Here is a 25,942-nt window from a genome sequence, read left to right as displayed (position 1 = left end):
ACTTCAAAATGAATGAAGGTGAATGCTGGCTGGTGCTGGCAGCTTGGCCGCGGTTGACGCCGTCGTCTCGATAAGGGTGGTCGACACATCAACGGGGTGACGCGCTCGCAATGCCGGCGACAATGCGGATGGCAGTTGACCAGCTGCAAGCCGGTCAAGACGATGAAGTTTGAAGTAAGCTAAAAGCCCCTGTCGACCGATCAGGCCACGTATAAGGGGGGGGCTGTCCGCGATCTGACGGAATGGCGTCTGGTCGGACTGGAAAATGATCTTGTCGGATTACTGCGGGTCGAGTGCTTCGGTGCCGCTGGCTTCGCCATTTTGACCCAGTTGGATCTTCTCGACCTTGGCTTCCGCCGATTTCAGGAGCGTGTCGCAATGTTTGCGCAGCGCATCACCACGCTCGTACATGTCGATGCTTCGCTCCAGCGGTACGTTACCCTGCTCGAGTTCCCGCACAATGGTTTCCAACTGCTTCAGCGCTTCTTCAAAGGAAAGGCCGGCAATATCGTTGGCAGCATCGGTCATCGGTCGGATCCCGTTTGTCTGGATGGCATCTGGTCTTGAGGGAAACTTGCGGTCTGAGGGCTGAAGGTCAAGGTTTCATTTGGGCCTTCAGACGGTCATCCCCGTGCTTTTCGGTCTTGCTGCGCCGAAGCGGGATCGCTTAACCCGTCATCAGCGTCATGACATGGGCTGCGACCGATCGCGCCAGGCCCTCGAGATCGTATCCGCCTTCAAGGACGGAGATCAGGTGACCGTTGCTGTGGGCGTCGGCAACGTCCATCAGCGCGCGTGTTGCCCAGGCAAAGTCGGCCTCGACCAGATTAAGGCCCCCAAGCGGGTCGCGCATGTGCGCATCGAAACCTGCGGAAATGATGACCAGCTCCGGCGCGAAGTGATTGAGGCGAGGCAGCAGCAGGACTTCGAACGCTTCCTTGAAGCCGGTTCCATCCTCTCCCGGGGCCAGAGGTGCATTCACGATCGTGTTGGCTTCTCCGGTCTCCGAGGCGGCTCCCGAACCCGGATAGAGCGGCATCTGGTGGGTGGAGCAATATATTACCGTGGGGTCGTCCCAGAAAATGTCCTGCGTGCCGTTGCCGTGGTGAACGTCGAAATCGACGATGGCCACCCGCTCCAGTCCGAACTTTGCCTGCGCATAACGCGCGGCAACCGCTGCGTTGTTGAAAAAGCAGAAGCCCATGGCGCGGTCTTTTTCAGCGTGGTGGCCCGGTGGGCGAGAAGCGGAAAAGGCGTTGTTGACCTTTTTCGTCAAGACCTCGTCGACCGCACGGCATGCACCGCCAACGCCGCGAAGCGCTGCTTCCCAGGTGCCGGGCGACATGGTGGTGTCCGCATCAACCCGGGCTGTTCCTTCCGCCGGCGCCAGCCGGTGGATCTGGTCGACGTAGCTCATCGGGTGGGCGCGGGCGATGTCCTCAACGGTTCCCATGGGAGCGAGGTCGCGTTCCACGGACTGGAATTTTTCGTGCTCCAGGATCCTGTCGATCGCCCGGATCCGGTCCGGTCGCTCCGGATGCCCCACGGGTGTCAGGTGGTCGAGATAGGACGAATGATGCAGAAGCAAGGTAGACAAGGGGGCGTTTCCGGAAGGTCGATTGTTATCTTTTGTCGGCTCTGCATCAGAACGGTTGCCGGACAGGCTGTCAATTCCCGCATTGGAATAACGACTGCGGCAAAATTGGTGAGCCGCGGAAAGGAAAGCCGGGAGTTCGGGCGGGGCATTGAGCAAGTCAGATCAGACCCAACTCGGACCCCGATACCGGTTCCACCTCGGCTTGTCCCGCATCGAGGGAGGCGCATCGAGCGCGTTTGAGGCAGGTGACCTACATGAGGCAGCAGACTGGGCCAGTGTCGCACGCGTCCTGGTGTACCGGCTTCCGCTTCGGCTGGTCGGACTTGGGTCATGGAAAGGGAAGGTCAAAAAAAGGGGCCGGCTCTTTGCCGGCCCTTACCGAGGTGCGAGCACCGCAATGCCCGAGGGGAGGTCCGCTGCATCTCAAATCTGATTCTTAAACTACGTGATTCCAGTAAGGGAATGCGAGCTTTTTACCGTAATCCATTTGGGGCATGGTGTTGATAAGTTTGCAGTAGAGGGTCGTATCTCGATAGATATTGTATGGTTTGCTTAACCAAAATCGAGTTGCGAGGGCGACGGTTGCTTGTCCGTTAAAGCGGAAACTTGCGTCTCTCTTCGGTTAACTTAAGGCGGTCCGGATTCAGCTTGAATTTTAGCGCCTGCTTCCGAGTTGCTGTTTTTTAAGGCCTTTTGTTTTGGTGCCAAAGAATGCGCCAAATCATTGCCGGATAAATTTAGCCGGCTCATTCCATCGCAAGCGTTGGTCGGGGTCAGTCGCGTGGTGCCGCCGCGCGGCGTAGCCGATCGTTGATCGCTTCGCCCAATCCAAAGCTGGGGATAAACTGCACCTTGATGACGCGGACACCCCTAGCGTCCAGAAATCGCATGGCGCGAAACAGATTTGCGGCAGCTTCGGCAAGGTCACCTGCCGGGCTCAGGTTGAATTCAGCCTGTGCACTTTCAGCCCCTGGCAAACGATCAGCCCCGAATGAGAGCAGTCCGTCTGCGGCGTTCACCTCGCTGGCGTTCAGTATCATCGCAGCGTCGGGGGCATAGTGAGATGTTAACATGCCGGGGGCCGCCGGAGCGTCCGGCCGCATGTCGGGGCTCGCGCCTTGCAGCGATTGGCCAAGTACGCGTTCGATGTCCTCGCGGGCAAGGCCGCCTGGCCGCAACAGGCGCGGAGTTTCGTCAACAAGGCCGACGATGGTGGATTCTATGCCGACGGCACAAGCGCCCGCGTCAATGACGAAGCTGAGCGAAGGGCCGAGATCGGCAACGACGTCTTCTGCCCGTGTCGGACTGATCTTGCCCGAACGGTTTGCGCTTGGCGCGGCGAGGGGCCTGCCGGTCTTTTCCGCCAGAAATCGCATCACCGGACCGACCGGAGCCCGAAGTGCAACAGTCTGAAGTCCGGCAGTGGCCAGATCGGAAATCGGGGAATCCGGGCGTTTGGGCACGACCAGCGTCAAGGGGCCGGGCCAGAAGGCTTCAGCCAGTGCAAGTGCACGTTCGTCGAAAACACCATGCTCCAGAGCAGCATCCAGCGTCTGGACGTGGGAGATGAGCGGATTGAACTGGGGCCTGCCCTTGGCGGCAAAAATCTTTGCACAGGCCGTGCCGTTGGTGGCGTCGGCGGCAAGGCCGTAAACGGTTTCGGTCGGCACCGCCACAAGGTCACCCGCCATCAGGGCAGCGCACACAGCATCTGCTTCAGGCGCTGCCTTCCAGCCAGGTGCCGCGATGTCGAGCGTCCAAGTCCGCATGTGCCTCACTCGCTTGCGTATCCGGCAGTCGAGAGCTGCCCGGATGTGCGAAGATTTCGGTTTCGACAATGGCGGTACAATGAGTTCCGGAAGGGCTCGAGCCGACCGGACATGTCATTTCCGCAATTGACCAAAAAGACGATGACCTGCCGCTGCGATACGGGTTGACGTTAACGTCAACGGGTCTATTGTCCTTTCAAACCGCTGTCGATAGCGCCTTTTGCGGAGTAGCCTTGCCGCCGTCAAGCTCGGAACAGCGAAAACCGCCATCCGGCGGCAAGAATCGAAAGCCAATTGGTTTTGGGAGGACCTGAATGTATCGCGCACCCGTCGATGAGATTGCCTTCACTCTGAAACATGTCTGCGGTCTGTCCGACCTGCAAAAGAGTGCCCGTCATGCCGAACTCGGCGACGATCTTGTCGATGCCATCCTGACAGAGGCGGGCCGGTTCGCCGCCGAGGAAATCGCCCCTCTCAATGCTGTTGCCGACAAGCACGGCACACCGCTTGCCGATGGCAAGGTGTCTACTCCTCCAGGGTGGCGCGAGGCATATCATGCATGGATCGAGGGCGGCTGGAACAGCCTGACTGCCGATCCGGAGTCCGGCGGCCAGGGCCTGCCGGTGATGATGTCGGCGGCGGCGCTGGAAATGTGGAACTCCGGTTCAATGGCGTTCGCCATTGGGCCCACGCTGACCATCGGTGCTATCGAGGCGATGGAAAAACACGCTTCGGAAGAGCTCAAGGCCAAGTACCTGGAGAAGCTGGTATCCGGCGAGTGGATGGGCACCATGAACCTGACCGAGCCGCAGGCCGGTTCGGATCTGAACGCGCTCAAGGCAAAGGCCGAGCGTCGGGACGACGGCACCTACCGCATCTTCGGCCAGAAGATTTTCATTACCTACGGCGACCACGATCTTACCGACAACATCGTCCACATGGTGCTGGCGCGCCTGCCGGATGCGCCAGCAGGCACCAAGGGCATTTCGCTGTTCCTTGTACCGAAGTTCCTGGTCAACGACGACGGTTCCTTGGGTGAGCGCAACGACGTGAAGGTGGCCGGTGTCGAACACAAGATGGGCATTCACGGTTCGCCCACCTGCACCATGGTCTATGGCGACGAGGGCGGTGCCATCGGCTGGCTGGTCGGTGAGGAAAATCGCGGTCTGGCCTGCATGTTCACGATGATGAACAACGCTCGCCTTGCAGTCGGTATTCAGGGGCTTGGTGTGGCCGAGCGTGCCTATCAGCATGCGCTTGCCTACGCGCTGGAGCGCAAGCAGGGCAGGGCTCCCGGCGAGACCGGCGAAGGCATGAGCCCGATTGCCCGCCACCCGGATATCAAACGCATGCTGCTTGGCATGAAGGCGCGCACGCAGGTTGCCCGCGCCATCTGTTACGCCTGCGCCCACGCCATCGACATGTCGAAGATTGCCGAAGACGAAGCCGGCAAGACCTTCTGGAACGAGCGTGCAAGTCTGCTGACGCCGATCGCCAAGGCGCTGCCGACCGACTTCGGCGTCGAGGTCGCTTCGCTGGGTATTCAGATACACGGCGGCATGGGCTTCATCGAGGAAACCGGCGCCGCACAACATCTGCGCGACGCGCGCATCGCCCCGATTTATGAAGGCACCAATGGTATCCAGTCCATCGACCTGGTCATGCGCAAGCTGCCGCTGTCCGGCGGTGAACACATCAAGGGCTTCATCGCGGAGCTGCAGACCGTGGCCGACGAGGTTGCTGCCTCCAACCGCCCTGAATTCGGTGCCACCGCGGATCGGCTCTCGGCCAGTATCCGGGATCTTGAGGAAGCAACGAGCTTCATGCTGAGCGCGCAGGCGGACGGCAGGATCGGCGATGCCCTGGCCGGGGCGACGCCCTATCTGCGGCTGGCCGGACTGACCCTGGGCGGCGCCTTGCTTGCCAAGGGGGCGCTTGCCTCGACAGGTGAACCGGCACAGCGGCTGTCAGAACGTACGCTGCTTGCCCGCAGTTTCTGTGAAACCACAATGGGGGAAACCGCCGGTTTGAAGTCGGATATTCTTCTGTCCGCCGAAGCAATTCAGGCGTTCGACGCCGAAGCCCTGGCGTCCTGAACCGCCTGATCGGAGTAGATGATGATCCGCAAGTCCCTTGAAGACGGTGTCCAGACCCTGCGTCTGGACCGGCCGGAAAAGAAGAATGCCCTGACCGGGCAGATGTACAGTGATCTCGCCGAAGCTCTGGAAACAGGCAACACGGATGCGGATATTCGCTGCCATCTGATTTGCGGCCTGCCGGAAGTTTTTACCGCCGGCAACGATATTGGCGACTTCCTGCAATACGCTGGCAAGACCGGGCTTGGTGAAACACCGGTCGTCCGGTTCCTGAGGGCTCTGGTTCGCAACGAAAAGCCGTTGGTTGCCTCGATAGACGGTATTGCCATCGGTGTCGGTACAACCTTGCTGATGCATTGCGACATGGTGTTTGCCAGCCCGCGCGCCCTCATCCGTTCCCCCTTCGTCGATCTTGGGCTTGTTCCGGAGGCAGGGTCCAGCCTGCTCGGACCTCAGATCATGGGGCCGGCCCGGGCCTTTGAGCTGCTCTGCCTCGGCAACGCCTTTTCGGCCGAAAAGGCGGCACAGGCCGGACTGGTAAACGAGGTTGTCGAAGGTGACGTCGACGCGGCGGCACTTGCCTGCGCGAAGGAAATCGCCGCTAAGCCACCCGAAGCAATGGCGCTTTCCAGAAAGCTTCTGCGCGGCGACACAGCTCGGCTGTCCGAGCGCGTAGAGGAAGAAATCAGGATCTTCGCCAGCCGGCTGAGTGCGCCGGAAACGATAGCTGCCTTCCAGGCTTTCATGACGAAAAAGAAGGCCTGAGCCACGTTTGCTCGGATGAGAAAATTTCAGACCGCAAGGTTGTCGCCGGAGAGCGGCTTACGGAGGAACCACCATGTCCCTGAAGGGCAAGACACTTTTCATCACTGGCGCGTCGCGCGGGATCGGCAAGGCAATTGCGCTGCGGGCCGCGCGTGACGGAGCCAACGTTGCCGTCGCCGCCAAAACAGCCGAGCCACATCCCAAACTGGAAGGCACGATCTATTCCGCGGCCGAGGAAATCGAGGCGGCAGGAGGCAAGGCATTGCCTGTGCTGCTCGACGTGCGTGACGACGAAGCGGTCAAGGAAGCGATGGACAAGACCGCGGCGCATTTCGGTGGGCTCGACATTCTGGTCAACAACGCCAGTGCCATTCAACTGACCCCGCTGCAGCAGACCGACATGAAGCGGTTCGATCTGATGCACCAGATCAACACCCGTGGAACGCTTGCCTGTTCCAAGCATGCCATCGAACATCTTAAACAGTCCGACAACCCGCATATCCTGATGCTGTCGCCCCCTCTGGACATGCAGGAGAAATGGTTCGCGCCCTTCACGCCCTATTCGATCGCCAAATACGGAATGAGCCTGGTGGTGCTGGGGCTGGCAGGCGAGCTGCGCTCCAAGGGAATTGCGGTCAACGCGCTATGGCCACGCACGACCATCGCGACTGCGGCGATCAAGAACATCATCGGCGGTGACAAGATGATGCAGCAGAGCCGGACGCCGGACATTCTGGCCGATGCGGCCTACGAGATCTTCACCACACCGTCGAAGGAATTTACCGGACAGTTCGTCATTGACGACACGTTCCTGGCCAGTCGCGGTGTCACCGATTTCGACAAGTATCGGGTGGACCCGAGCCTGGCACTGGCACCCGATTTCTTCGTACCTGACGAGAGCAAGGCGCCATGCGACCTGGGGCCGGTCAAGAAGTAGAACCTGGTCTTCCAGACTGTTCAGAAGATCTAGGGGCCGCCGGATAGACATCCGGCGGCCTTGTCTTTTAACCGCGCATGGTTTTCAGGGCGGTTGCCCACTTGGTCAGCTCGCCCAGAAGCTGGGTGGTGCCTTCGCTCATCTTGTCGTTCGGCGTGAAGACGCTTTCGTCGTTGATGAATTCCGGGAAGAAGGGAACCGGAACCACCTGCGGCAGAGCCATTACGTTGACGTTGCCAAGCAGTTCGCGCAGCGTCTGCGACGCGCGCAGGCCACCGGAAATGCCGCCGTAGCTGATGATGCCGGCCGGCTTGTAGTTCCATTCGCGGTAAAGCACCTGCACGGCATTCACCAGCGATGCCGGCGCGAAATAGTCGTATTCCGGGGTCAGGAACAGGAACGCGTCTGCGTCGGCGACAATGCTGCTCCAGCGCTTGGTATGGTCGTGGGTGTATTGCTGGGCAGCCGGATGCGCCGGCTCGTCCAGAAGCGGCAGGTTGATGTCGGCGAGATCGATGCTTTCCACCTCGAAGCCGCCATGCGCTTCGGCGGCACTGGCTGCCCATTTCGCGATCGTCGGCCCGACGCGGCCAGGCCGGGTCGACCCGGAGATGATCTTCAGTTTCAGCGACATGATGAATTCCTTGAGAAACAAAAGCTTGGGAGGAGTATCCAGACGATACCTCGGTATACGTTGGATACCGGTATGAAATGATGTAAGACTGAGCCGGCCGCAAGACGGCACTTTTTGGAAACCGAGGTATCCTTGATGAAACCACTGGCAAAACCCGTCGAAGAGCTGCCGCGTGAACAGTTGCCGCACCACGAGGATCCGCGCTGCGTGCCGGTCCGACGACTGCTGCAAACTGTCGGCAGCAGATGGTGCAGCCTGGTGGTTGCCCATCTTGAATATGAACCGCGCCGGTTTTCCGATCTCAAGCGGTCGATTGGCGGCGTGACCCAGAAATCCCTGACAGCGACCTTGCGGGAACTTGAAAAGGACGGCCCGGTCAACCGCGTCGTGACCCCCAGCATTCCCCCGCGTGTCGACTATTCGCTGACGCCGCTCGGCCGGACGCTTCTGGTGCCACTGAAAGCGCTCACCAACTGGGCGATCGAGAACGAAGCCGCTGTCTCCTCGGCTCGAGAACGGTTCGAGAGGGAGAACGGTTCGGACTGACCTCCGGGGTTGCAATCCGTTGTGTCCTCATGCAATTTGGCGTCGCCGACGAGGGCGGCTGCCGGATCCGCGGAAAGCGAAAGCACCCTGACTTCTGACGCCATATGCCGGTTTTTCACCTGCGCCCGACACCAGCGGATCGCCCGGGCTTTTGACACAGGAGAAAAGCCATGTCCGCAGGACTTGCAACTTCCCTCGACGACTTCAAGAAATTCGCACGCCGTCTCAGAAAAGCCTTTCTGAAAGGCGAGGCGGAAGCCACTGAACGCGTTTCTGCCCACGTAGACCCCTCAAAGCCCCTCTGCCACGCGGATTTTCTTCATGTCATTGCCCGTGAAGCCGGTCATGACAGCTGGCCGAAGCTGAAATTCACCCTCGAAGCAGCATCCCTGAGCAGGGATGAGCGGGCAGAGCGTTTGAAACAGGCGCTCTATTTCGGCCAGCATTGGGTTACGGAAAAACTGCTTGCCGATGACCCGACGCTGAAGGACGACAATTTCGGCCTTCAGGTTGCCCTTTGCGACCTCGACGCCGTTCGCGGGGTGGTGGCAGCGGACCCTGCAGCCGCCACGCGCCTGGTGGGTGTACGCTCGCCGATCCTGCATCTGGCTTTTTCCAAGGAAATACATCGGCGTCCGGAACGGGCGGCAGACATGATTGCCATTGCCGAACTGCTGGTCGCCAACGGCGCGGATGTGAATGACGGTTACCCGGAAAGGCCGGGCGACAAACACATGCTGTCCGCGCTCTACGGCGCTTTGTGTCACGCGGATAATTTCGACCTTGGCCGTTGGTTGCTGGAACAGGGAGCCAGTCCCAACGATAACGAAAGCCTCTACCATGCCACCGAGCTTGAGCATCCGCGTGCACTCGAACTGCTTCTGAAGCATGGTGCGCAGCCGGATGGGACCAATGCCTTGCCGCGTGCACTCGATTTCGATGATGAAACAAAGGTCCGTCTGCTCCTGGAAGCCGGAGCCGATCCGAACATCACCGTGCCGGATCATCCGAGCGGCCAGCCCATGAACACGATTCCCTCCCTACATCAGGCAGCCCGGCGCGGTGGCTCGGTGAAGGTTGTCGAGCTGTTGCTTGCCCATGGCGCCGATCCGGACGCGGTTTGGGACGGCCATACCGGATACGCCATGGCGTTGATTTACGGCAATCTGCCGGTCGCCAAATACCTGGCGGAGAAAGGTCATGCGCACACGCTGGACCGGAACGAACAGGTTCTGGCCGCCTGCGCCGAGGGAAAGGCAAATCCTGGTAGTTTCGATACTGCGCGTCTGAGCAAGGAAGACAAAAGCCTGCTGACCCGGCTCGCCTTCATGCCAGGCAAGCTGGAACACATGAAGGCGCTGATTGCGGCCGGACTGGACCCGAATGAGCCCGACGACATGGGACTGCCGCCTTTGCAGGTGGCGGGCTGGAACGGCCTTGCGGATGAAATGGCCTATTTCCTCTCGCTTGGACCGGATCTTACCCGCAAGAACCGCTTTGGTGGCGATGCTCTCGACACTGTCGTCCACGGTTCGGAATTTGCCCCGAAACGCCGTGAAGCCGATCACATCGCCTGTGCACGCCTGCTGCTTGAGGCCGGCAGCTTGCTTGATCCGCGCTGCATCAGTGGATGCGGCAACGAGGAAATGGCACAGTTTCTCGAGGATTGGCTTGCCGGTTCAGCCGATGAAGCCAGCTCCCCGGCAATATTCCGGTAAGTTACAGCAATCTCAGGGTGCATTGCTGGCCAGTGCCTAAATCTGCTGATAGTACTTCCACGTATTCAAGTGATTGCATGGGAACGGAGGGACTTCATGGAAAGCGCAATCGACCAGGTGAGCGTCTATACGCCACTGATCATCAACGCAGTGAAAGCCATCATCGTTCTGGTGATCGGCTGGTTTCTGGCCGGCTTCCTGTCGAGCATCGTCAAGAGCAGGATCGTGGCTCACCCGCGCATCGACGACACGATCGGCAGCTTTGCCGCATCCATCGTTCGCTGGCTGATCCTGCTCATCACGGTTATCGCGGTTCTGCAGCTCTTCGGCATTCAGGCCACCAGTCTCGTTGCCGTGCTGGGCGCCGGTACACTGGCCATCGGCCTGGCGTTGCAGGGAACATTGAGCGACATCGCCGCAGGCGTGATGCTGATCATCTTCCGGCCCTACAAAATGGGCCAATATGTCGATATCGGCGGAACGTCCGGAACGGTGAAGGATCTCAACATCTTCGTCACCGAGCTTGTGACACCGGACAACGTTCAGATCATCATGCCGAACGGCAAGGCCTGGGGCACGGTCATCACCAATTTCTCGGCGCATTCCACCCGGCGTCTCGATCTGACCTTCGGCATCGACTATGGCGACGATATCGACAAGGCGGTGCAGATCATTCTCGATGTCGCCAACGCGGACGAGCGCGTTCACAATGATCCGGAGCCCTGGGTCCGGTTGACCAATCTGGGAGACAGTTCGGTCGATCTTGGCGTCAGGCTGTGGTGTGATGCCGCAAACTACTGGGAACTGAAGTTCCACATGCTGAAGTCGGTCAAGGAAGCGTTTGATGCCGGTGGCATCTCCATTCCCTATCCGCATTCGGTCGAAATTCAGAAAGCCGGATAATACGGCGTACCATCGCCGCAGGGGAACGTCCGCTGCGGCGATTGTATTCCAATCAGGGGCCTATGCCGTCTCGCGGGTCTTGGTCTTAGGCTTTCGAATTTCCTCAGGCTCGCTCGTGGCGGCGGCCTTTTCAGTTGGTTCCGTCTTGCCCTGGTCCGGTGCTGATGCGTCCGCAGCAGAAGCTTCAAGGCCTTTCGAGCGTGGCTGCGCGTCTTCAGCGCCACCCTTTTCCGGTTCCGCATCGGCAGAGCCGGCGTCGCTCTTGGCGGCTTCCTGTAATTCTTTGCCTTCTTCGTCGTGGCTGCCGTTGTCCTTCTCCGACAGAGACGGCTCTTCAGGCGTTGCAGTGACGGTATCCGCCGCGCTCAACTTCTCCATCAGCGACGGGTCATTCTGCGCGTCCGCCTCATCGAAGGTGAGAATTTCGGTTTCTGTTTCTCCTGCATCAGGCTCCGCAAGAACGGTCTCCGGGGACAGCTCCTCACCGGTCTGGTTGCTGGTTCTGATCTCGGTGAAAATGGGAAAGACAGGATCTTCCATTTCCGTTTCACCATCGTCCAGGTTCATAAGCTGACGCCGTTTGGTCAGCATGGCGACGTGGTTGCGCAAGTCCTCGTTTTCGGCCAGCAGCGCCTTGAAGTCCTGCGCCCGGAGGCTGAGCAACTGGCAATAACCGAGTGCGACGACATCCGCGCTGCGGCGGCCGCCGGTCATCAGCGCGATTTCACCAAACACGTCACCACGGCCAAGACGGATGTTGTGGCTGGGTGCACGCACTTCCACAGCGCCGGACGCAATGAAATAGGCAGCATCACCGCGGTCGCCCTTGCGGATCAGTTTCTCGCCCGGTGTGGCGAACTGCGGCCGCATCATCCGGCGAATGGCCTTTTGCTGCTTGCGGGTGAGGTCCGCAAACAGCGGATGCGCGCTGACGAGTTCGCGGGTCTTCAGGCCAAGATCGAGTTTAGGCCGCGTGTGACAGGCTTTTCGGGTCCGTTCGACATCCCGCAGAAGGTCGCGATGCAGCTCGGTGCCGATCAGCATCTGCTCCTTGGCTTCGTCATAGGCGGTTTCTTCCAGCCGGACGCCGGCCTTGCGCAGGAACTGTCCTTCCAGGGCGTCGGCGTAATCCGGATACTGCAGGCGCAGGGCATCGATGGCTGCAAGGGTCTCGTCCTGCCGGATCGCCAGGGTGTCCTGCAGAATGTCGGCAACACGGTCACCGAGCAGGGGGCGTATCCGCTTGTTGTTGAAATCGACCAGCTCGTCGGCAAGGATCCGGTAAACCAGCAGGAATTCGAACCGGTCGGCAAGCCGGATGGCCAGCGGCCGGGCAATCCTGAGCCGCCGCTGCAGCGTCTGGGCGAGGCGGAAGCCGAGGCCGAATTTCAACGGCTGACGGGCAGCCTGATTGTAGCCGGACCGGCCGTCGCTTCGTGTCAGGTCGCCGGTACGTCCGGTCAGGGCCAGGAACCGCGAAACAGACCGTCCGGAGATGGTCTTTTCATGGAAATGCTCCAGCACGAGCTGCTGTTCCCGGTCGGCCAGCGCAATCAGGCCAATGCGCACGCGGTCCCAGTCCTTCAGTTCTTCCAGCTTGTTGGTTTCCGCAGCTGCGGCTTCCGCACGGCTCTCGTAGTCTTTCAGCACATCGTCCGTGACGCGCGGTGCAATGTGATAGTTGCGGGCGGCGGTTTCCAGCTCGTGCCGGACGTCTGACAAAGCCAGGGCCAGGAACTGTGTTCGCAAGGCCTCGTCGCGGGCATTCAGCTTGTCGAGGCCGAGCAGCCGGATCAGTGGCTTCAGACTGGTGCCGTAAACCAGCAGCGTGAACAGGACGAAGCCCGTCGCCAGTTTGGTGACGAAGACCGACACTTCGTCCGAGAGCATCGCATGCTCGGACACGCTGAGCGCCAGCGTCAGCGTGACGGCGCCGCGCATGCCGCCCCACAGGATCACCGTCTTGTAGCGGTCGTTGACCGCCTGTCCCATCCGGAACACGCTGAGCACCGGCAGCAGTCCGAAGATGACGACCGCACGGGCGGCCAATGCGGCGACGATGACGACGAACAGCAACAGGATGTCGACTGGCGTGAAGCCTTCCACGAAACGCGGGATCAGGATGGCTGACAGGAGGAAGATGAGCGAAGCAGCCCAGAAGGAGATCTGCTCCCAGACCGCATGGAGAAACTGCCAACTGGCCGGCTGAATGCGGGCCGGGCCGTAAAGGTTGAACACCGTGCCCGCACAGACGACGGCAACAACGGCGGACACGTCAACGAACTGGTCGCTGAGCACATAGGTGCCATAGGGCAGTGCCAGGCTCAGGGTCACCTGTGCCAGCGGAATGTCGCGCATGATGGGCAGAAGGGAAACCGCAATCCGGCCAAGCAGCGCCCCCACGATGATGCCGCCGGCGAAAGATCGGCAGAAGGCAATGGCGGCTTCGCCTACGGTCATGGTCTCGTGACCGGCCAGCATGTGCAGCAGGATGACGAAGATCACGATGGCGGCAGCATCGTTCAGCAGGCTCTCGCCTTCCACGATGCGGCCGAGCCGCGCAGGCGCGCCAATGTCCCGGAAGATGGCGACAACGGCAACCGGGTCCGTCGTGGCGACAATCGAGCCCAGCAGCAGGCAGGCGATCAGCGTGATGTCGGTGAGCGAAAACAGCGTTGCCAGCGGATAGAGGGCAAAGCCGATAAAGGCTGTTGCGACGAAGACGGCGACAACCGCCATCAGCAGGATCGGGGCAATGTCCTCGACGATCCGTCGAACTTCCAGAGTGAGTGCGGTTTGAAACAGAAGGATTGGCAGAAAAATGTAGAGGATCATCTCCGAATCCAGAGGGGGATTGATGAAGACGTCCGCAATAGCGTTGAAGGCATTCGTTTCGGCAGTGTAGCGCAGATAGATCGCCAGAATGCCGATCATGGTGCCGACCGTTGCCAGCAAAACGCTGGGCGCCAGCCCAAGCCGTCTGGCAAGGGGCTGCAGCAGGGAAATCGTAATCAGGAGCAGCGCGAAAGCGCCTGTAATTAATGGAGTTTCCATGTCGTTATGGTGCACCGCGATTGCGGCAATTTCAAATTGGCCTTCCAAAATTATTGCCGCCACGGGCAATAGGGCACAGGATTACGCGCAAATGCGTTAACGTCCGAATGCTTTTCGGAATGGCCATGTAAGAAATCTCACCCAGTCGCCGACAAAGAGCCAGATCATCGCCGGAACCAGCATGATCAGTGCAAACGGCAGGAAGAAGACGATCTTCACGAGCTTGAGCGGCAAAGAGGGAGCATCGGCGGCAGCACGCTTGCCCAGCACGAAACGCCAGAACCTGTTCCACCAGCGCCAGAGATACCAGCTCATGAACAGCGTCACGACGGAAAGGACCGCGAGCAGGATCAGGTCGAAATTTGATATCCAGGGTATCCAGCGGCTTTCGACTTCTTCCGTGTGCTCGGGGTCCTCGCCATTGCGGTGAATGGTCCTGACACTTGTGCGCAAGCTTGCGTCCAGCAACCAGCCTGCGAGCGTATAATCGTCTCCGGCAGACGCAGACACCTGAGGGGACGTCGTTACGGGGTTCGCTGCCGGGCTGAAACGGGCGGCGGTAACAAGGCGGAAGTTTCGTTCATCGGCAGCGTGGATCAGTGTCGTGCTGTTCGGAGGCGAAAGTGCCTTGAGCAGATCCGCCTGGGTCATTGCCGACTGCGCGGCCTCGAAGCGCTTTTCGAGCGCTGTTCTTGAAAACCAGCTTTTGCCGGGCTGAACCAGAGACTTGCTTTCCACAAGCATCAGGTTGACCCGCTGGCTTTCAGCCGCCTTCTGAAATGCGTCGAGGTCGATTTCCCGCAAGGACTTGCCGTCACGCACGCTGAGCTGAGGCCGACCGGTTTGCGGGTGCGGGGTGATGCGGCCGGTGACAACCAGCGTCCTGTTTTTGTATGTCGCCAGGCTGGAGGCCAGAATGTCGGCATTCAGGTCGGCAATCATGTCTCCGGGACCTGACGCATTGGCTGCCCCGGAGCTGTTGAACCGCGCCATCTTGAGATCCGCGCGTTTAACCGGCCGGGACAGGAACCTGATGTTTCCGTCGAGCGCCCTTGCGGTTGCCGGATTGATCAGGACGTCTGGAGAAAGCGCAACCGCAAGCCGTGTGCCATTTGAAGCGCGGATCGGTTTCAGGGTGTAGGTCTTGCCATTTGGCCTCACCATCACCGGCCGGGCTTTGGGGGGCAGGCTATCCAGCTGGTCCCGAAGCTTGAAAAAATCGGTTTCCCGAAGCGCAAGTTGCAGGGTGTCGGGCACAGGAGCCTTGCCCGGGAGATCGCCCGCAAGTGGCCGGTGGGCTTGTCTGGCGGCATCATCCAGGGCATTCGGCAAGTCGTGCAGGGAGGAGAGCTGAAGGCTTTTCCCGTCAGGCGTGACAAGCTGCCAGGCGTTGCCGGGTGCCGGCATCAGGGCAAGGGATGCAGCACCTGTGACCTTGGGCAACCGCTTTGCAAGGGAGGCGCCTTCATCGAGAAGATGCTTGGGCGTGTCGATATGCTTGCCTGCGGACCCCGCCGCATCGCCTGCTTCCCGCGCAAGCCGCGACAACAGTCCGGCGTCGGCGCTCGAGACAACACACAAGGTGGCTGCCACGAGGGCAAACACGCGGAGAGAACCTTTGAAACTGCGCAACACGCCTGAAATCCCGGTCAGATAGAAAAGGTGTATCCAAAAAACTCAAAACGGCAGCAAGGATAATGGGCTGCGACCCGGTTGCAACTGGGTCGGCACTGTGCCGATCCGCTTAACCTACCTTGCGCTCCGATAGCCAGATGCCGCCGATTACCAGCGCCAGAGCGGTGCCGTGGTACCATTTGAACGGTTCTCCGAGGATGGAGACCGCCAGTATGGCGGCAAAGATCGGCACGAGGTTGATAAAGACCCCTGCGCGCGCCGGTCCGATCAGTTCGACACCTCGCATGAAGAAGATCTGCGCGAGGCAGGAGGGAAACAGCGCGATATAAAGGACCACGAGCCAGCCCTGGAGGGACGGCCACTGAACGGTGCCGGCAGCGATGTCGTATGCAAGTCCGGGCAGTGATGTGATGGCCGCAATGCCGGACAGAACCGCAAAGAAAGCCAGTGGTGAGACCTGCGGCCGGTCACGCAGGGCAAGCGTATAGCCGGAATAGAGCACACAGGCGATCAGCATGACGCCATCGCCCGGATTGACGGCAAGCGCCAGCAGCACGTCCAGGCTGCCCTGGGCGGCAATCAGCGTCACCCCGGCAAGCGTCAGCAGAATGCCGATCACCTGCAGGGCTCGGATCCTGCTGCCGAAGGCAATCATGGAACCGATCAGAACAAGAATCGGAACGGATCCCTGGATAATGCCAAGGTTGACGGCCGTGGTTTCCGTCGCAGCGATGTAGAACAGGGTGTTGAACCCGATGAACCCGAAGACGGCCATCAGCACCATGCGGAACGAATAGGGCCGCATCAGCGGCCACTCCGCACGTATGTGCCGCCATTGCAGCGGGACCAGGATGCCTGCAACGATCACCCAACGCAGGAACACCACCACCATCGGAGACACTTCCCCCACCGCAAGGCGGCCGGCGACGGTGTTGCCGCCCCAGAACAGCGTGGTCAGGGCCAGCATCAACAGGGCGTTGCCGTAGGTCAGGTCGCCTACACGTTTAACCAGCGAAAACATGAAAACCGTTGCGTGGAAGATGGAGTGGAAACCCATCGGTAACGGATTGGCGGGCGCAGGCAAAGGGCTATCTTTTTGTATACCGACTTATACTGTTGGAGATAATGATCTGGATCTTTTCCAAAATGGAAAAAGTCATCCAATCGACCCGGCAATTGACGATTGCGTGTTAAGACCCCAAAACACGGGCTAATATCAGACATTCAAGTTCGTTTAGGGGAGCTGACAGATGACAGGCCGCGTCGATGCCCATGGATTGCAAGTTGCCAGGGTTCTTTATGACTTCGTCAATGAAAAGGCCCTTCCGGATACCGGCGTCGATCAGGACCATTTCTGGAAAAGCCTGTCCAGCCTGATCCACGATCTTGCACCGAAGAACCGGGCACTGCTGGCAAAGCGCGACAGCCTGCAGGAAAAGATCGATATCTGGCACAAGGCCAACCCCGGTACTCCGGACATGGACGGCTACAAGACCTTCCTGACGGAAATCGGTTACCTGGTGCCGGAAGGTGCGGACTTTGCCGTTGGTACCGCCAATATCGATCCGGAAATCGGCTCTGTCGCGGGCCCGCAGCTTGTCGTTCCGGTGATGAACGCGCGCTATGCGTTGAATGCCGCCAACGCCCGCTGGGGCTCTCTTTACGATGCGCTTTACGGCACCGATGCGATGGGCTCTCTGCCGGCAGGCAAGGGATTTGATCCGGCACGCGGTGCCGAGGTGATCGCCTATGCACGCAAGGTCCTGGATGAAGCTGCTCCGCTGGCTGATGGAAGCTGGTCCGACGTGACCGGTTTTGCCATTGAAGGCGAAGCTCTGGTTCTTTCCACCAAAACGGGCTCCACGAGCCTTGCCGACAGTTCGCAGTTTGCCGGCTATTCCGGGGACAACGCGGCTCCCTACAAGGTCCTGCTGGTCAGAAACGGTCTGCACCTTGAAATCGACATTGATGCGCAGCATCCGATCGGCAAGGCCGATGCCGCCCACATCGCCGACGTGATCCTGGAATCGGCCATGTCCACGATCATGGACTGCGAGGATTCCGTTGCCGCGGTTGACGCGGAAGACAAGGTCGTCGTCTACACCAACTGGCTTGGCCTGATGAAGGGCGACCTGGAAGAAACCTTCGTGAAAGGCGGCGAAACTGTTACCCGCCGCATGAATGGCGATCGCAATTACACCGCTCCCGACGGCTCCGCACTGTCGCTGCACGGACGCTCGCTTCTGCTGGTGCGCAACGTCGGCCATCTGATGACCAATGATGCCGTACTCGACAAGGACGGCAACGAAGTGCCGGAAGGCCTCCTCGACGGCATGATCACTTCCCTGATCGCGCTGCACGACATTGGCCCGAACGGGCGGGAGCTCAACAGCCGGGCGGGCTCGGTCTATATCGTCAAGCCGAAGATGCACGGACCGGAAGAAGTGGCATTCGCCTGCGAGATCTTCAACCGCGTTGAAGATGCGCTGGGCCTTGAGCGCAACACGCTCAAGATGGGCATCATGGACGAGGAACGTCGCACCACGGTGAACCTGAAGGAGTGCATCCGCCAGGCCAAGGACAGGGTGTTCTTCATCAACACCGGCTTCCTCGACCGGACCGGCGATGAAATGCACACGTCCATGGAAGCCGGCCCGATGATCCGCAAGGGCGACATGAAGGCCGCGACCTGGATCAGTGCCTACGAGAACAACAACGTCGATGTCGGACTTGCCTGCGGCCTGCCGGGCCACGCGCAGATCGGCAAGGGCATGTGGGCGATGCCGGACCTTATGAATGCCATGCTGGAGCAGAAGATCGGCCATCCGATGTCCGGAGCGAACACGGCCTGGGTTCCGTCACCGACCGCCGCAACGCTCCACGCGCTGCATTATCACAAGGTTGCCGTGAAGGATCGTCAGAACGAGCTGAAGAGCCGCGCTTCCGCCAAGCTGGAAGACATTCTCTCCATTCCTGTTGCCGAACGTCCCAACTGGGCTCCGGAAGACATTCAGGCAGAACTCGACAACAACGCCCAGGGAATTCTGGGCTACGTCGTTCGCTGGGTTGAGCAGGGCGTTGGCTGTTCGAAGGTGCCGGACATCAACGATGTCGGCCTGATGGAAGACCGCGCAACGCTGCGCATTTCCTCGCAGCACATCGCCAACTGGTTGCACCATGGCGTTGTCGGCCGTGAGCAGGTTCTGGAAACCATGAAACGCATGGCCGCTGTCGTTGACGGCCAGAATGAAGGCGACCCGCTCTACCGGCCGATGGCGGCGGATTTCGACGGTTCGGTCGCCTTCCAGGCAGCTTGCGAACTGGTGTTCGAAGGCACCAGCCAGCCAAATGGCTACACCGAGCCGGTGCTGCATCGCCGCAGGATCGAGTTCAAGGCGAAAACCGCAGCCTGACATTTGTCACCAGGTCTTGAAGTTTCGGCCGCCGGGAGCGATCCCGGCGGCCGAAATCGTTATGATCCCCTGTTCCCGCAGAGCGTGTTTCTTCGTTTTGTGCTGCGCAATACGGGAATGGTAAACGGGTAAAAATCGAAGCAAACTGTCGACGATCGAAGAGACGCAGTCATCTCAAAAAATCTCAAGCATTTACAATCGGTTAAAGCGATTTACCAACCGTTATCCATGTTGCGGGGGATATAGGTGTTTTTACGACTTTAGAGCAGAAAAACGGTACCTTGCATCATCTGGAGTTGATGATGCTAACCGTCCTGTCTTGCATAGCTTTCGAGCACGACCCGTTGTTTGTTGCCCTGGCGGTAATAATCCTGACGGTCGGTGCCGTTTTGACTATGCGGCTGTTTGCGCGTGTCCGGCGGACACAGGGCGATCTCAAGTATCTCTGGCTGCTGTTGTCCGGCCTGATCGCCGGCGGTACGATCTGGAGCACGCACTTCGTTGCCATGATCGCCTACAAGAGCCCGTTCATCCTGGGTTACGATCTCAAACTGACGGCCTTCTCGCTGGTTATCGCCATTGCAGGGACGACAGCAGGACTTCTCGTCAGCAGTATTTCGCAGCGCTCGGCACTTATCGAGGTCGGGGGTGTCATTTTCGGTGCCTCTATTGCGGCGATGCATTTCATCGGGATCAAGGCGCTTCAGATATCCGGCATCATGATGTTGTCGACGCCTTACGTGGTTGTTTCCATCGTATTGGCTTGCGTCTTCTGCCTCATTGCCACCAGCCGTGTCGCCCGCCCGGTGACACGCTACTGCAAATACGGGGCTGTCCTCAGCCTGATCCTGGCCGTGGCCAGCCTGCACTTTGTTGCCATGGCTGGTGTCGAAATTCTGCCCCTGCGGCTGGATGGCAGCGTCAAGGACCTTGTCTCCAACCAGTTGATCGGCATCTCGGTGGTCTTCACCATGAGCGTCCTGTTGCTGTCGGCGATGATCACCTATTCGATCGACAGTGCGAACTCCCAGGTTGCCGAAAGCAGGGTCAACCACATTACTCATCACGACCCGCTGACCGGTCTGCCGAACCGCCGGGCACTCGACCGCCATCTCGATAGTTTCCTGACCAGGTATGCTGCCGACAATGCCCGGGTCGTCGTGCTCAACTGCAGTCTGAGCCGGTTCAAGGAAGTCAACGAAGTGCACGGCCATGCGTGCGGAGATGCCCTGCTACGGCACGTTGCCAAGCATCTGTCGGAGAACCTCGAGGCCGATGAATACATCGCCAGGAATGGCGGCGTTGAATTCGTGATCGTCGGCAAGCCGGTCTATTACCGGGGCTACATACTTGACCTTTGCAAGCGCATCCAGAAGACGGTCGCTCAGCCACTGCTCTGGCAGGGCGAAGAAATCCGCGTCAGTTGTAGTGTCGGCTACGCGAACTATCCCGATCACGCGTCGTCGGGTGTGCAGTTGATCGAAGCCGCGGAGCGGGCCATGCACCGTGCCAAGGCTGCCGGCGGCAATGCCGCGCTTTGTTATGACGTCGAGCTGGATCAACAGACCCGCGAGCGCAGCGCCCTTGCCATGGACCTGCGCAATGCCCTGAAGAACGGCGAGTTCGAGCTTTATTATCAGCTTCAGAACGATGTCATGACCCGGGAAGTCACCGGCACGGAAGTTCTGCTGCGCTGGAACCATCCGCAGCGCGGCATGATCCCGCCGTTCGAGTTCATCCCGATTGCGGAAGAGACCGGCCAGATCCGTGAAATCGGCGCCTGGATCATTCGCACCGCCTGCCGTGAGGCAGCGTCCTGGGACAACCGGGTCAAGATTGCGGTCAACGTGGCGCCAGTGCAGCTTGCCGACAGCAGCTTTCCGGATGTCGTTGCCCACGCCTTGAAGGAAAGCGGCCTGTCACCGGAACGTCTCGAACTGGAGATCACCGAGACCGGCATCATCGCCGACACATCGCACGCGCTTCAGATCATCCACCAGCTGAAACGTCTCGGAATTCGCATCGCCATGGACGACTTCGGCACCGGCTATTCGTCGCTTGCCACACTGCAGGCCTTTCCGTTCGACAAGATCAAGATCGACCGGGAGTTCGTCAAGGATCTTGGGGGCAACAAGCAGTCAGAAGCGATCGTCAAGGCAACGATCATTCTGGGTGAAAGTCTCAATATTCCGGTGCTGGCCGAAGGTGTGGAAACCGAAGACCATCTCGGCTTTCTTGCTTCGCAAGGGTGCAACGAGGTTCAGGGCTTCCTGTTTGGCCGGCCCATGCCGGTGGCCGACGTTCGCCGTGCCTTGATGACCTCAACCGCCATCCGGGTCGAAGAACCGGTTCCGCCCGCTGAGCCCGCGCAGGACATGACCCTGATCAGCAAGGTGGCCTGAGGCGGCGTCGGTCTGAAGAAAGACACCAGCCTTCTTTCCCGTCACCCCATGGCTTGACCATGGGATGACAAAGGCATGGGCCGGGCAAAGGAATACCGCTTTGCCGACACTGATCCCCTTACAGCGGCAAAGCCGGGCTTTCCTGAAACCCGAGATGCAATTCGTTGCCGGTATAGGGATGGGTCCGCGCGACGTCTTCGTTCAGATCATGACCGAGGCCCGGTTCGCTTGAAGGAATGACATAGCCGTCTTCCCAGCAGATCGGCGTCTTCAAGAGGTCGGCATAGAAACCGTCGAAGGTCCGGATCGATTCCAGCACCAGGAAGTTCGGGCTGCAGGTTGCCAGCTGGATGTTTGCGAGCGCCACCAGCGGTCCGCAATAAAGGTGAGGGGCGATCTGCGCTGACCGGCATTCCGCCATGGCGGCAATCTTCTTGGCTTCCAAAAGGCCGCCGACGCGGCCAAGGTTCATCTGCAGGATACTGGCCGCACCGGTTTCAAGCACGCGGGCGAATTCATACTTGGTGCACAGACGCTCACCTGTCGCAATTGGCATGGAAGTAAACCGCGCAACCTCGGCCATGTCTTCCGGCTTTTCGGGCGGGATCGGTTCTTCGAACCAGAGCGGATCATAGCCCTCGATCCGGCGTGCAAGCCGCTTGGCCCCGGAAACGGTGAACTGTCCGTGGGTACCGAAAAGAAGATCGGCCCTCGTGCCAACGGCATTGCGGATCTGCCGGCAGAAGGCTTCCGAGCGTTCCAGATCGTCAAGGCTCGGCTGGTGGCCATCGTAGATCGTATAGGCACCGGCCGGGTCGAACTTCACCGCCGTGAAACCCTGATCGACGGCCTTGACCGCTGCTTCGGCCGCCATATCCGGATCGTTGTAGACATTGGGTTTCGACGGGTCCGGATAGACATCGCCATCGGAGGGATAAAGGTAGGTGTAGGAGCGCAGGCGCTCATGCACCTTACCGCCCAGAAGCTGATAGGCCGGCTTGCCGGCGGCTTTGCCGATGATGTCCCAGCAAGCCATTTCCAGGCCTGATAAAACGCCCATCACGGTAACATCGGGACGCTGCGTATATCCGGCACCATAGGTCTTGTGCCACAGCTTTTCGATTTGATGCGGATCTTCGCCCTCGAACTGGCGCTGGTACACGTCCTTCGCCATCTCGGCCACCAGGTGCGGGCCGAAGGTGGCGTTGTAGATCTCGCCGTAGCCTATGATACCGCAAGCGGTCACCAGCTTGACGAAGATGAAGTAGCGCCCGCCATGGCGCGGCGGGGCGTTTTCGACGACGAAGGTCTCGATTTGGTCGAGTTTCATGGTGGTCCGCTTAGCTCGCGTTGCTGATCGTGATGGACTTTACCTTGGTATAGGCGTCGAGGCCTTCCCAGCCTTTTTCGCGGCCGTAACCTGATTTCTTGTTGCCGCCGAAAGGCAGCTCAAGCCCCCCGGCCCAGTAATCGTTGACCGACACCTGGCCGCAATCCATTGCGCCGGCAACCCGCATCGCCCGCCCTACATCATTGGTATAGACGCTGGCAATCAGGCCGAAGTCCGTGCCGTTGGCAAGGGCGACGGCTTCTTCCTCGCTTTCGAACAGTTGCACCGACAGGACCGGGCCGAAGATCTCTTCCTGAACCGCCGGATCGTTCGGTGCGAGGTCTGCAATTACCGTTGGCTGGAAGAACCAGCCTTTGCCCGTCTCCGCGTCGCCGGTAGCGTCGCCGCCGGTCAGGATGTTGGCACCGCGCGCCTTTGCTGCATCTACATGGGCCTTGATACGGGACAGGTGCAGCTCGGAATTGATGGCGCCCATGTCCGGAGCCGTCAGTCCGTGACCGGTCCTGATCTTGGCGGCTCGTTCGGCAAGGATGGAAAGCACTTCGTCGCGGATCGATTTATGCAGGATCAGCCGGGATCCGGCCGAACAGATCTGACCGGAGTTCGAGAAGATTGCCCAGTAGGCTCCGTCGGCGACCTTTTCCGGATCGGCGTCGGCGAAGGCGATCAGCGGTGACTTGCCGCCAAGTTCCAGCGTCAGGCGGGTCACATTCGGGGCAGCCATCTGGGCAACATTGATACCGGTGGTGACGGAGCCAGTGAAGGTCAGCTGCTTGATGCGTGGATCGCGTGCCATCTGCGCGCCGACATCACTGCCCAGGCCGGTGACCACATTCACCAGCCCTTCCGGCACCCCGGCCTCGCAAAGCAGTTCCGCCATGACAAGTGCGGTAAAGGGCGTGGTCTCGGCCGGCTTGGCAACAACGGAACAGCCCGCGGCAAGGGCAGGGGCGACACCGCGCGCGAAGGTCGAGGTGGGATAGTTCCAGGGAATGATGTGTCCTGTAACGCCGACCGGTTCGCGCGCGGTGAAGGCGGTATAGGCCGGACCAAGATTGACCGATCGGCCATCGAGCTTGTCGGCTGCGCCGGCGTAGTATTCGAAAAGGCGCGCGGAGGACTGAACGTCACCCTGGGCCTCGGCCAGCGTCTTGCCGCTGTCGACCACCTCTATCACGGCCAGCCGGTCTGCGTTGTCGCGGAAGACCCGGGCGACATTGTTGAGGATACGGCAGCGCTCCGCCGGGGAGACTTGCCGCCAATGCAAGGCTGCTTTCTCGGCAGCGTCGATGGCGTTATCCATATCGGTGTCGGACCCGAGAGAAAATTCGGCAAAGGCTTCTGCCCGGCCCGGATCGAAGCTTTCCATCTTCCTGTTCGAGGCAGGAGTGCGTTTGCCGGCGATGAAATGTCCGTCGGGCAAGGCATCCAGCTTGCCGGTGGTCAGATAGTCTTGGGCGATGTCCTGAACGGTCATGAGAGGGCTCGCTTCTGGTCTTCTAGAATGAGATCGGCTCCCTTGAGAGCCAGCATCATGGTCGGGGCGTTGGTGTTGCCGGAGGTGATGTTCGGAAAGGCGGAGGCGTCGGCAACGCGAAGCCCTTCAATTCCGTGCACCTGCAGCCGGCTGTTGACGACGGTTGTCTCGCGGTTCTCGCCCATGCGGCAAGTCGATACCGGATGGAAGACGGTGCTGGCCCGGGCGCGGAAGTCCGCCAGGATGCCGTCGCCGTCAAGGTCTCCGAGGTTCGGAGCGATGGGGTGCTCGACAAGCGCGCTCAAGGCCTGGCTTGCCATCAGCTTCTGGCAGAGCTTGCCGCCATCGATCACGGTCTGGCGATCTTCCTCGGTCGCCAGCGAATTGGGCCGGATCGAGGGCGCCGCACGGGCATCGGCGCTTTTGATGTCGATGCGGCCGCGGCTCGTCGGGCGGGCCGGCTGTGCGCAAATGATGAAGCCGTTGAACGGATCGATGCTCAGCCGTGTCTTGTCCTTGTAAGGCCTCAGGCGATAGCTGATCGGATTGAAATAGAGCTGCTGGTCCGGCCGGCTCAGCTCCGGACGCGAGCGCAGGAAGCCGCCGCACTGGTTGACGGATAGAGCCAGAGGACCCTTGCGGGTTGCTGCGTATTGCATGGCGGACAGCGCCTGACCCAGCAAGGGGCGCAGGATCGCATTGAGTGTCGGTTCCCTGGCCCGGAAGGTGAAATTCGCAGCCAGATGATCTTGCAGATTGCCGCCGACATTGTCATTGGCCTGGATCACCGGAATGCCGAGCTCGCTCAGCAACCTTCCCGGGCCGATGCCGGATACCTGAAGCAGTTGCGGCGAACCGATTGCGCCTGCCGCCAGGATGACCTCTCGGCTGGCAAGCAGGGTTTCCCCGCTCAGGAGTTCGACGCCGACAGCCGTTCTTCCTTCAAACAGGATGCGGGCAACCTGGGCCTGTGTCCGGACGCTTAGGTTCTTGCGGGCAAGGGCCGGATGGAGAAAGGCGCGTGCGGACGAGCACCGGCGGCCATCTTGCGTGTTGATCTGGTAAATGCCGCCACCTTCGGGAGCATCACCGTTGAAGTCGTCGCTCCAGGGAAGGCCCACTTCACGGATCGCGGCAAAGAAGTGCCGGTTCACTCTGTGGATCTGGTCCGACACATTCTGGATATGGATCGGTCCCTCGCCTTGCTTCACACCCTCGCAGGTCACCCGGGTTTCAAGGCGCTCGTAAGTTGCCTTCACATTCGCCCAGCCCCAACCTGCCGCGCCGGAGGCCTCCCAGTCTTCGAAATCGCCAGGCAGACCTCGGCAATAGACCATGGCGTTGATCGAGCCGGAGCCACCCAGCAACCGACCACGGGGCCAGTAGACACTGCGCCCACCCAGGCCTTCGTCTGGTTCGGTCATGAACCGCCACGTGCGTTTTGGGTCGGAATTCAGCTTGCCATAGCCGAGTGGCAGCGACACCCAGGGCGAGGCATCGGACCCACCGGCCTCCAGCAGCAGGACACGCGTCTGCGGATCTGCGCTCAGGCGCTCCGCCAGGATACATCCGGCCGAGCCGGCTCCCACGATGATGTAATCGACCTTATCCATGATGCGCTGCCGGTTGACCGCTGTTTCGGAGA

18 protein-coding genes are annotated in these 25,942 nt (G+C 60.1%); 8 read left to right on the top strand and 10 right to left on the bottom strand.

Features of this window, described 5'->3' with window-relative positions; translation table 11 throughout:
* Positions 1-279: 279 nt before the first annotated feature.
* From FIV05_RS27710 to FIV05_RS27700, 3 genes are all read right to left on the bottom strand, one after another.
* The gene (locus FIV05_RS27710) at positions 280-528 is read right to left on the bottom strand and encodes an exodeoxyribonuclease VII small subunit (RefSeq protein ID WP_006933521.1); all 249 of its coding nucleotides are present in this window, start codon (positions 526-528) and stop codon (positions 280-282) included.
* A 139-nt stretch (positions 529-667) separates the two neighbouring features.
* Positions 668-1,597, bottom strand: a complete 930-nt coding sequence (locus FIV05_RS27705; RefSeq protein ID WP_173013967.1) for a histone deacetylase family protein — start codon at positions 1,595-1,597, stop codon at positions 668-670.
* Positions 1,598-2,370: 773 nt separating this feature from the next.
* Positions 2,371-3,366: an L-threonylcarbamoyladenylate synthase gene (locus FIV05_RS27700; RefSeq protein WP_152511741.1), complete on the bottom strand. Its 996-nt coding sequence runs from the start codon at positions 3,364-3,366 to the stop codon at positions 2,371-2,373.
* A 314-nt stretch (positions 3,367-3,680) separates the two neighbouring features.
* Here FIV05_RS27700 and FIV05_RS27695 point away from each other — a divergent pair, with 314 nt between their 5' ends.
* The 3 genes from FIV05_RS27695 to FIV05_RS27685 all read left to right on the top strand — a co-directional run bounded on the left by FIV05_RS27695 (position 3,681) and on the right by FIV05_RS27685 (position 7,164).
* A complete protein-coding gene (locus FIV05_RS27695; RefSeq protein ID WP_152511740.1) occupies positions 3,681-5,462 on the top strand; it encodes an acyl-CoA dehydrogenase in 1,782 nt (593 codons plus the stop codon).
* Positions 5,463-5,483: 21 nt separating this feature from the next.
* Positions 5,484-6,227: a crotonase/enoyl-CoA hydratase family protein gene (locus FIV05_RS27690; protein ID WP_173013966.1), complete on the top strand. Its 744-nt coding sequence runs from the start codon at positions 5,484-5,486 to the stop codon at positions 6,225-6,227.
* Between the two features lie 73 nt (positions 6,228-6,300).
* The gene (locus FIV05_RS27685; RefSeq protein ID WP_062490086.1) at positions 6,301-7,164 is read left to right on the top strand and encodes an NAD(P)-dependent oxidoreductase; all 864 of its coding nucleotides are present in this window, start codon (positions 6,301-6,303) and stop codon (positions 7,162-7,164) included.
* A gap of 67 nt (positions 7,165-7,231) precedes the next feature.
* On the opposite strand, the gene FIV05_RS27680 is transcribed toward FIV05_RS27685, so the two are convergent.
* A complete protein-coding gene (locus tag FIV05_RS27680; RefSeq protein WP_075283303.1) occupies positions 7,232-7,798 on the bottom strand; it encodes an NADPH-dependent FMN reductase in 567 nt (188 codons plus the stop codon).
* Positions 7,799-7,933: 135 nt separating this feature from the next.
* On the opposite strand from FIV05_RS27680, the gene FIV05_RS27675 reads away from it, so the two are divergent.
* The 3 genes from FIV05_RS27675 (at position 7,934) to FIV05_RS27665 (ending at position 10,965) form a co-directional block, all read left to right on the top strand.
* Positions 7,934-8,344, top strand: coding sequence for a helix-turn-helix domain-containing protein (locus FIV05_RS27675; protein ID WP_152511738.1), 411 nt, complete (start codon positions 7,934-7,936; stop codon positions 8,342-8,344).
* Between the two features lie 170 nt (positions 8,345-8,514).
* Positions 8,515-10,062, top strand: coding sequence for an ankyrin repeat domain-containing protein (locus tag FIV05_RS27670; protein WP_152511737.1), 1,548 nt, complete (start codon positions 8,515-8,517; stop codon positions 10,060-10,062).
* 96 nt (positions 10,063-10,158) lie between these two features.
* Positions 10,159-10,965 carry a mechanosensitive ion channel domain-containing protein gene (locus tag FIV05_RS27665; RefSeq protein WP_152511736.1) on the top strand — a complete coding sequence of 269 codons (807 nt, stop codon included), beginning with the start codon at positions 10,159-10,161 and terminating at the stop codon, positions 10,963-10,965.
* Positions 10,966-11,025: 60 nt separating this feature from the next.
* Here FIV05_RS27665 and FIV05_RS27660 read toward each other — a convergent pair whose 3' ends face one another.
* From FIV05_RS27660 to FIV05_RS27650, 3 genes are all read right to left on the bottom strand, one after another.
* The gene (locus tag FIV05_RS27660) at positions 11,026-14,019 is read right to left on the bottom strand and encodes a cation:proton antiporter (protein WP_152511735.1); all 2,994 of its coding nucleotides are present in this window, start codon (positions 14,017-14,019) and stop codon (positions 11,026-11,028) included.
* 96 nt (positions 14,020-14,115) lie between these two features.
* Positions 14,116-15,624 (bottom strand): hypothetical protein, encoded by a 1,509-nt coding sequence (locus FIV05_RS27655; RefSeq protein ID WP_152511734.1) that lies wholly within the window; start codon positions 15,622-15,624, stop codon positions 14,116-14,118.
* A 139-nt stretch (positions 15,625-15,763) separates the two neighbouring features.
* A complete protein-coding gene (locus tag FIV05_RS27650; RefSeq protein WP_173013965.1) occupies positions 15,764-16,675 on the bottom strand; it encodes a DMT family transporter in 912 nt (303 codons plus the stop codon).
* A 229-nt stretch (positions 16,676-16,904) separates the two neighbouring features.
* Here FIV05_RS27650 and FIV05_RS27645 point away from each other — a divergent pair, with 229 nt between their 5' ends.
* Positions 16,905-19,067: a malate synthase G gene (locus FIV05_RS27645; protein WP_152511733.1), complete on the top strand. Its 2,163-nt coding sequence runs from the start codon at positions 16,905-16,907 to the stop codon at positions 19,065-19,067.
* Between the two features lie 299 nt (positions 19,068-19,366).
* Positions 19,367-21,469: an EAL domain-containing protein gene (locus tag FIV05_RS27640; protein ID WP_152511732.1), complete on the top strand. Its 2,103-nt coding sequence runs from the start codon at positions 19,367-19,369 to the stop codon at positions 21,467-21,469.
* 118 nt (positions 21,470-21,587) lie between these two features.
* Here FIV05_RS27640 and FIV05_RS27635 read toward each other — a convergent pair whose 3' ends face one another.
* The 3 genes from FIV05_RS27635 to FIV05_RS27625 are packed head-to-tail and all read right to left on the bottom strand — an operon-like array spanning position 21,588 to position 25,910.
* Positions 21,588-22,799 (bottom strand): mandelate racemase/muconate lactonizing enzyme family protein, encoded by a 1,212-nt coding sequence (locus tag FIV05_RS27635; protein WP_152511731.1) that lies wholly within the window; start codon positions 22,797-22,799, stop codon positions 21,588-21,590.
* A 10-nt stretch (positions 22,800-22,809) separates the two neighbouring features.
* Positions 22,810-24,297, bottom strand: coding sequence for an aldehyde dehydrogenase family protein (locus FIV05_RS27630; RefSeq protein ID WP_152511730.1), 1,488 nt, complete (start codon positions 24,295-24,297; stop codon positions 22,810-22,812).
* Entirely contained in the window at positions 24,294-25,910 is a 1,617-nt protein-coding gene (locus FIV05_RS27625) for a GMC family oxidoreductase N-terminal domain-containing protein (RefSeq protein ID WP_152511729.1), read from the bottom strand. The genes FIV05_RS27630 and FIV05_RS27625 overlap by 4 nt, the downstream gene beginning before the upstream one ends.
* Positions 25,911-25,942: the final 32 nt, after the last annotated feature.

It is taken from the genome of Labrenzia sp. THAF191a, from assembly GCF_009363335.1.
GTDB classification, from domain to species: domain Bacteria; phylum Pseudomonadota; class Alphaproteobacteria; order Rhizobiales; family Stappiaceae; genus Roseibium; species Roseibium algicola.
Note: the sequence above shows the minus strand (reverse complement) of the source record. Positions and strands in the feature narration are given on the sequence as shown.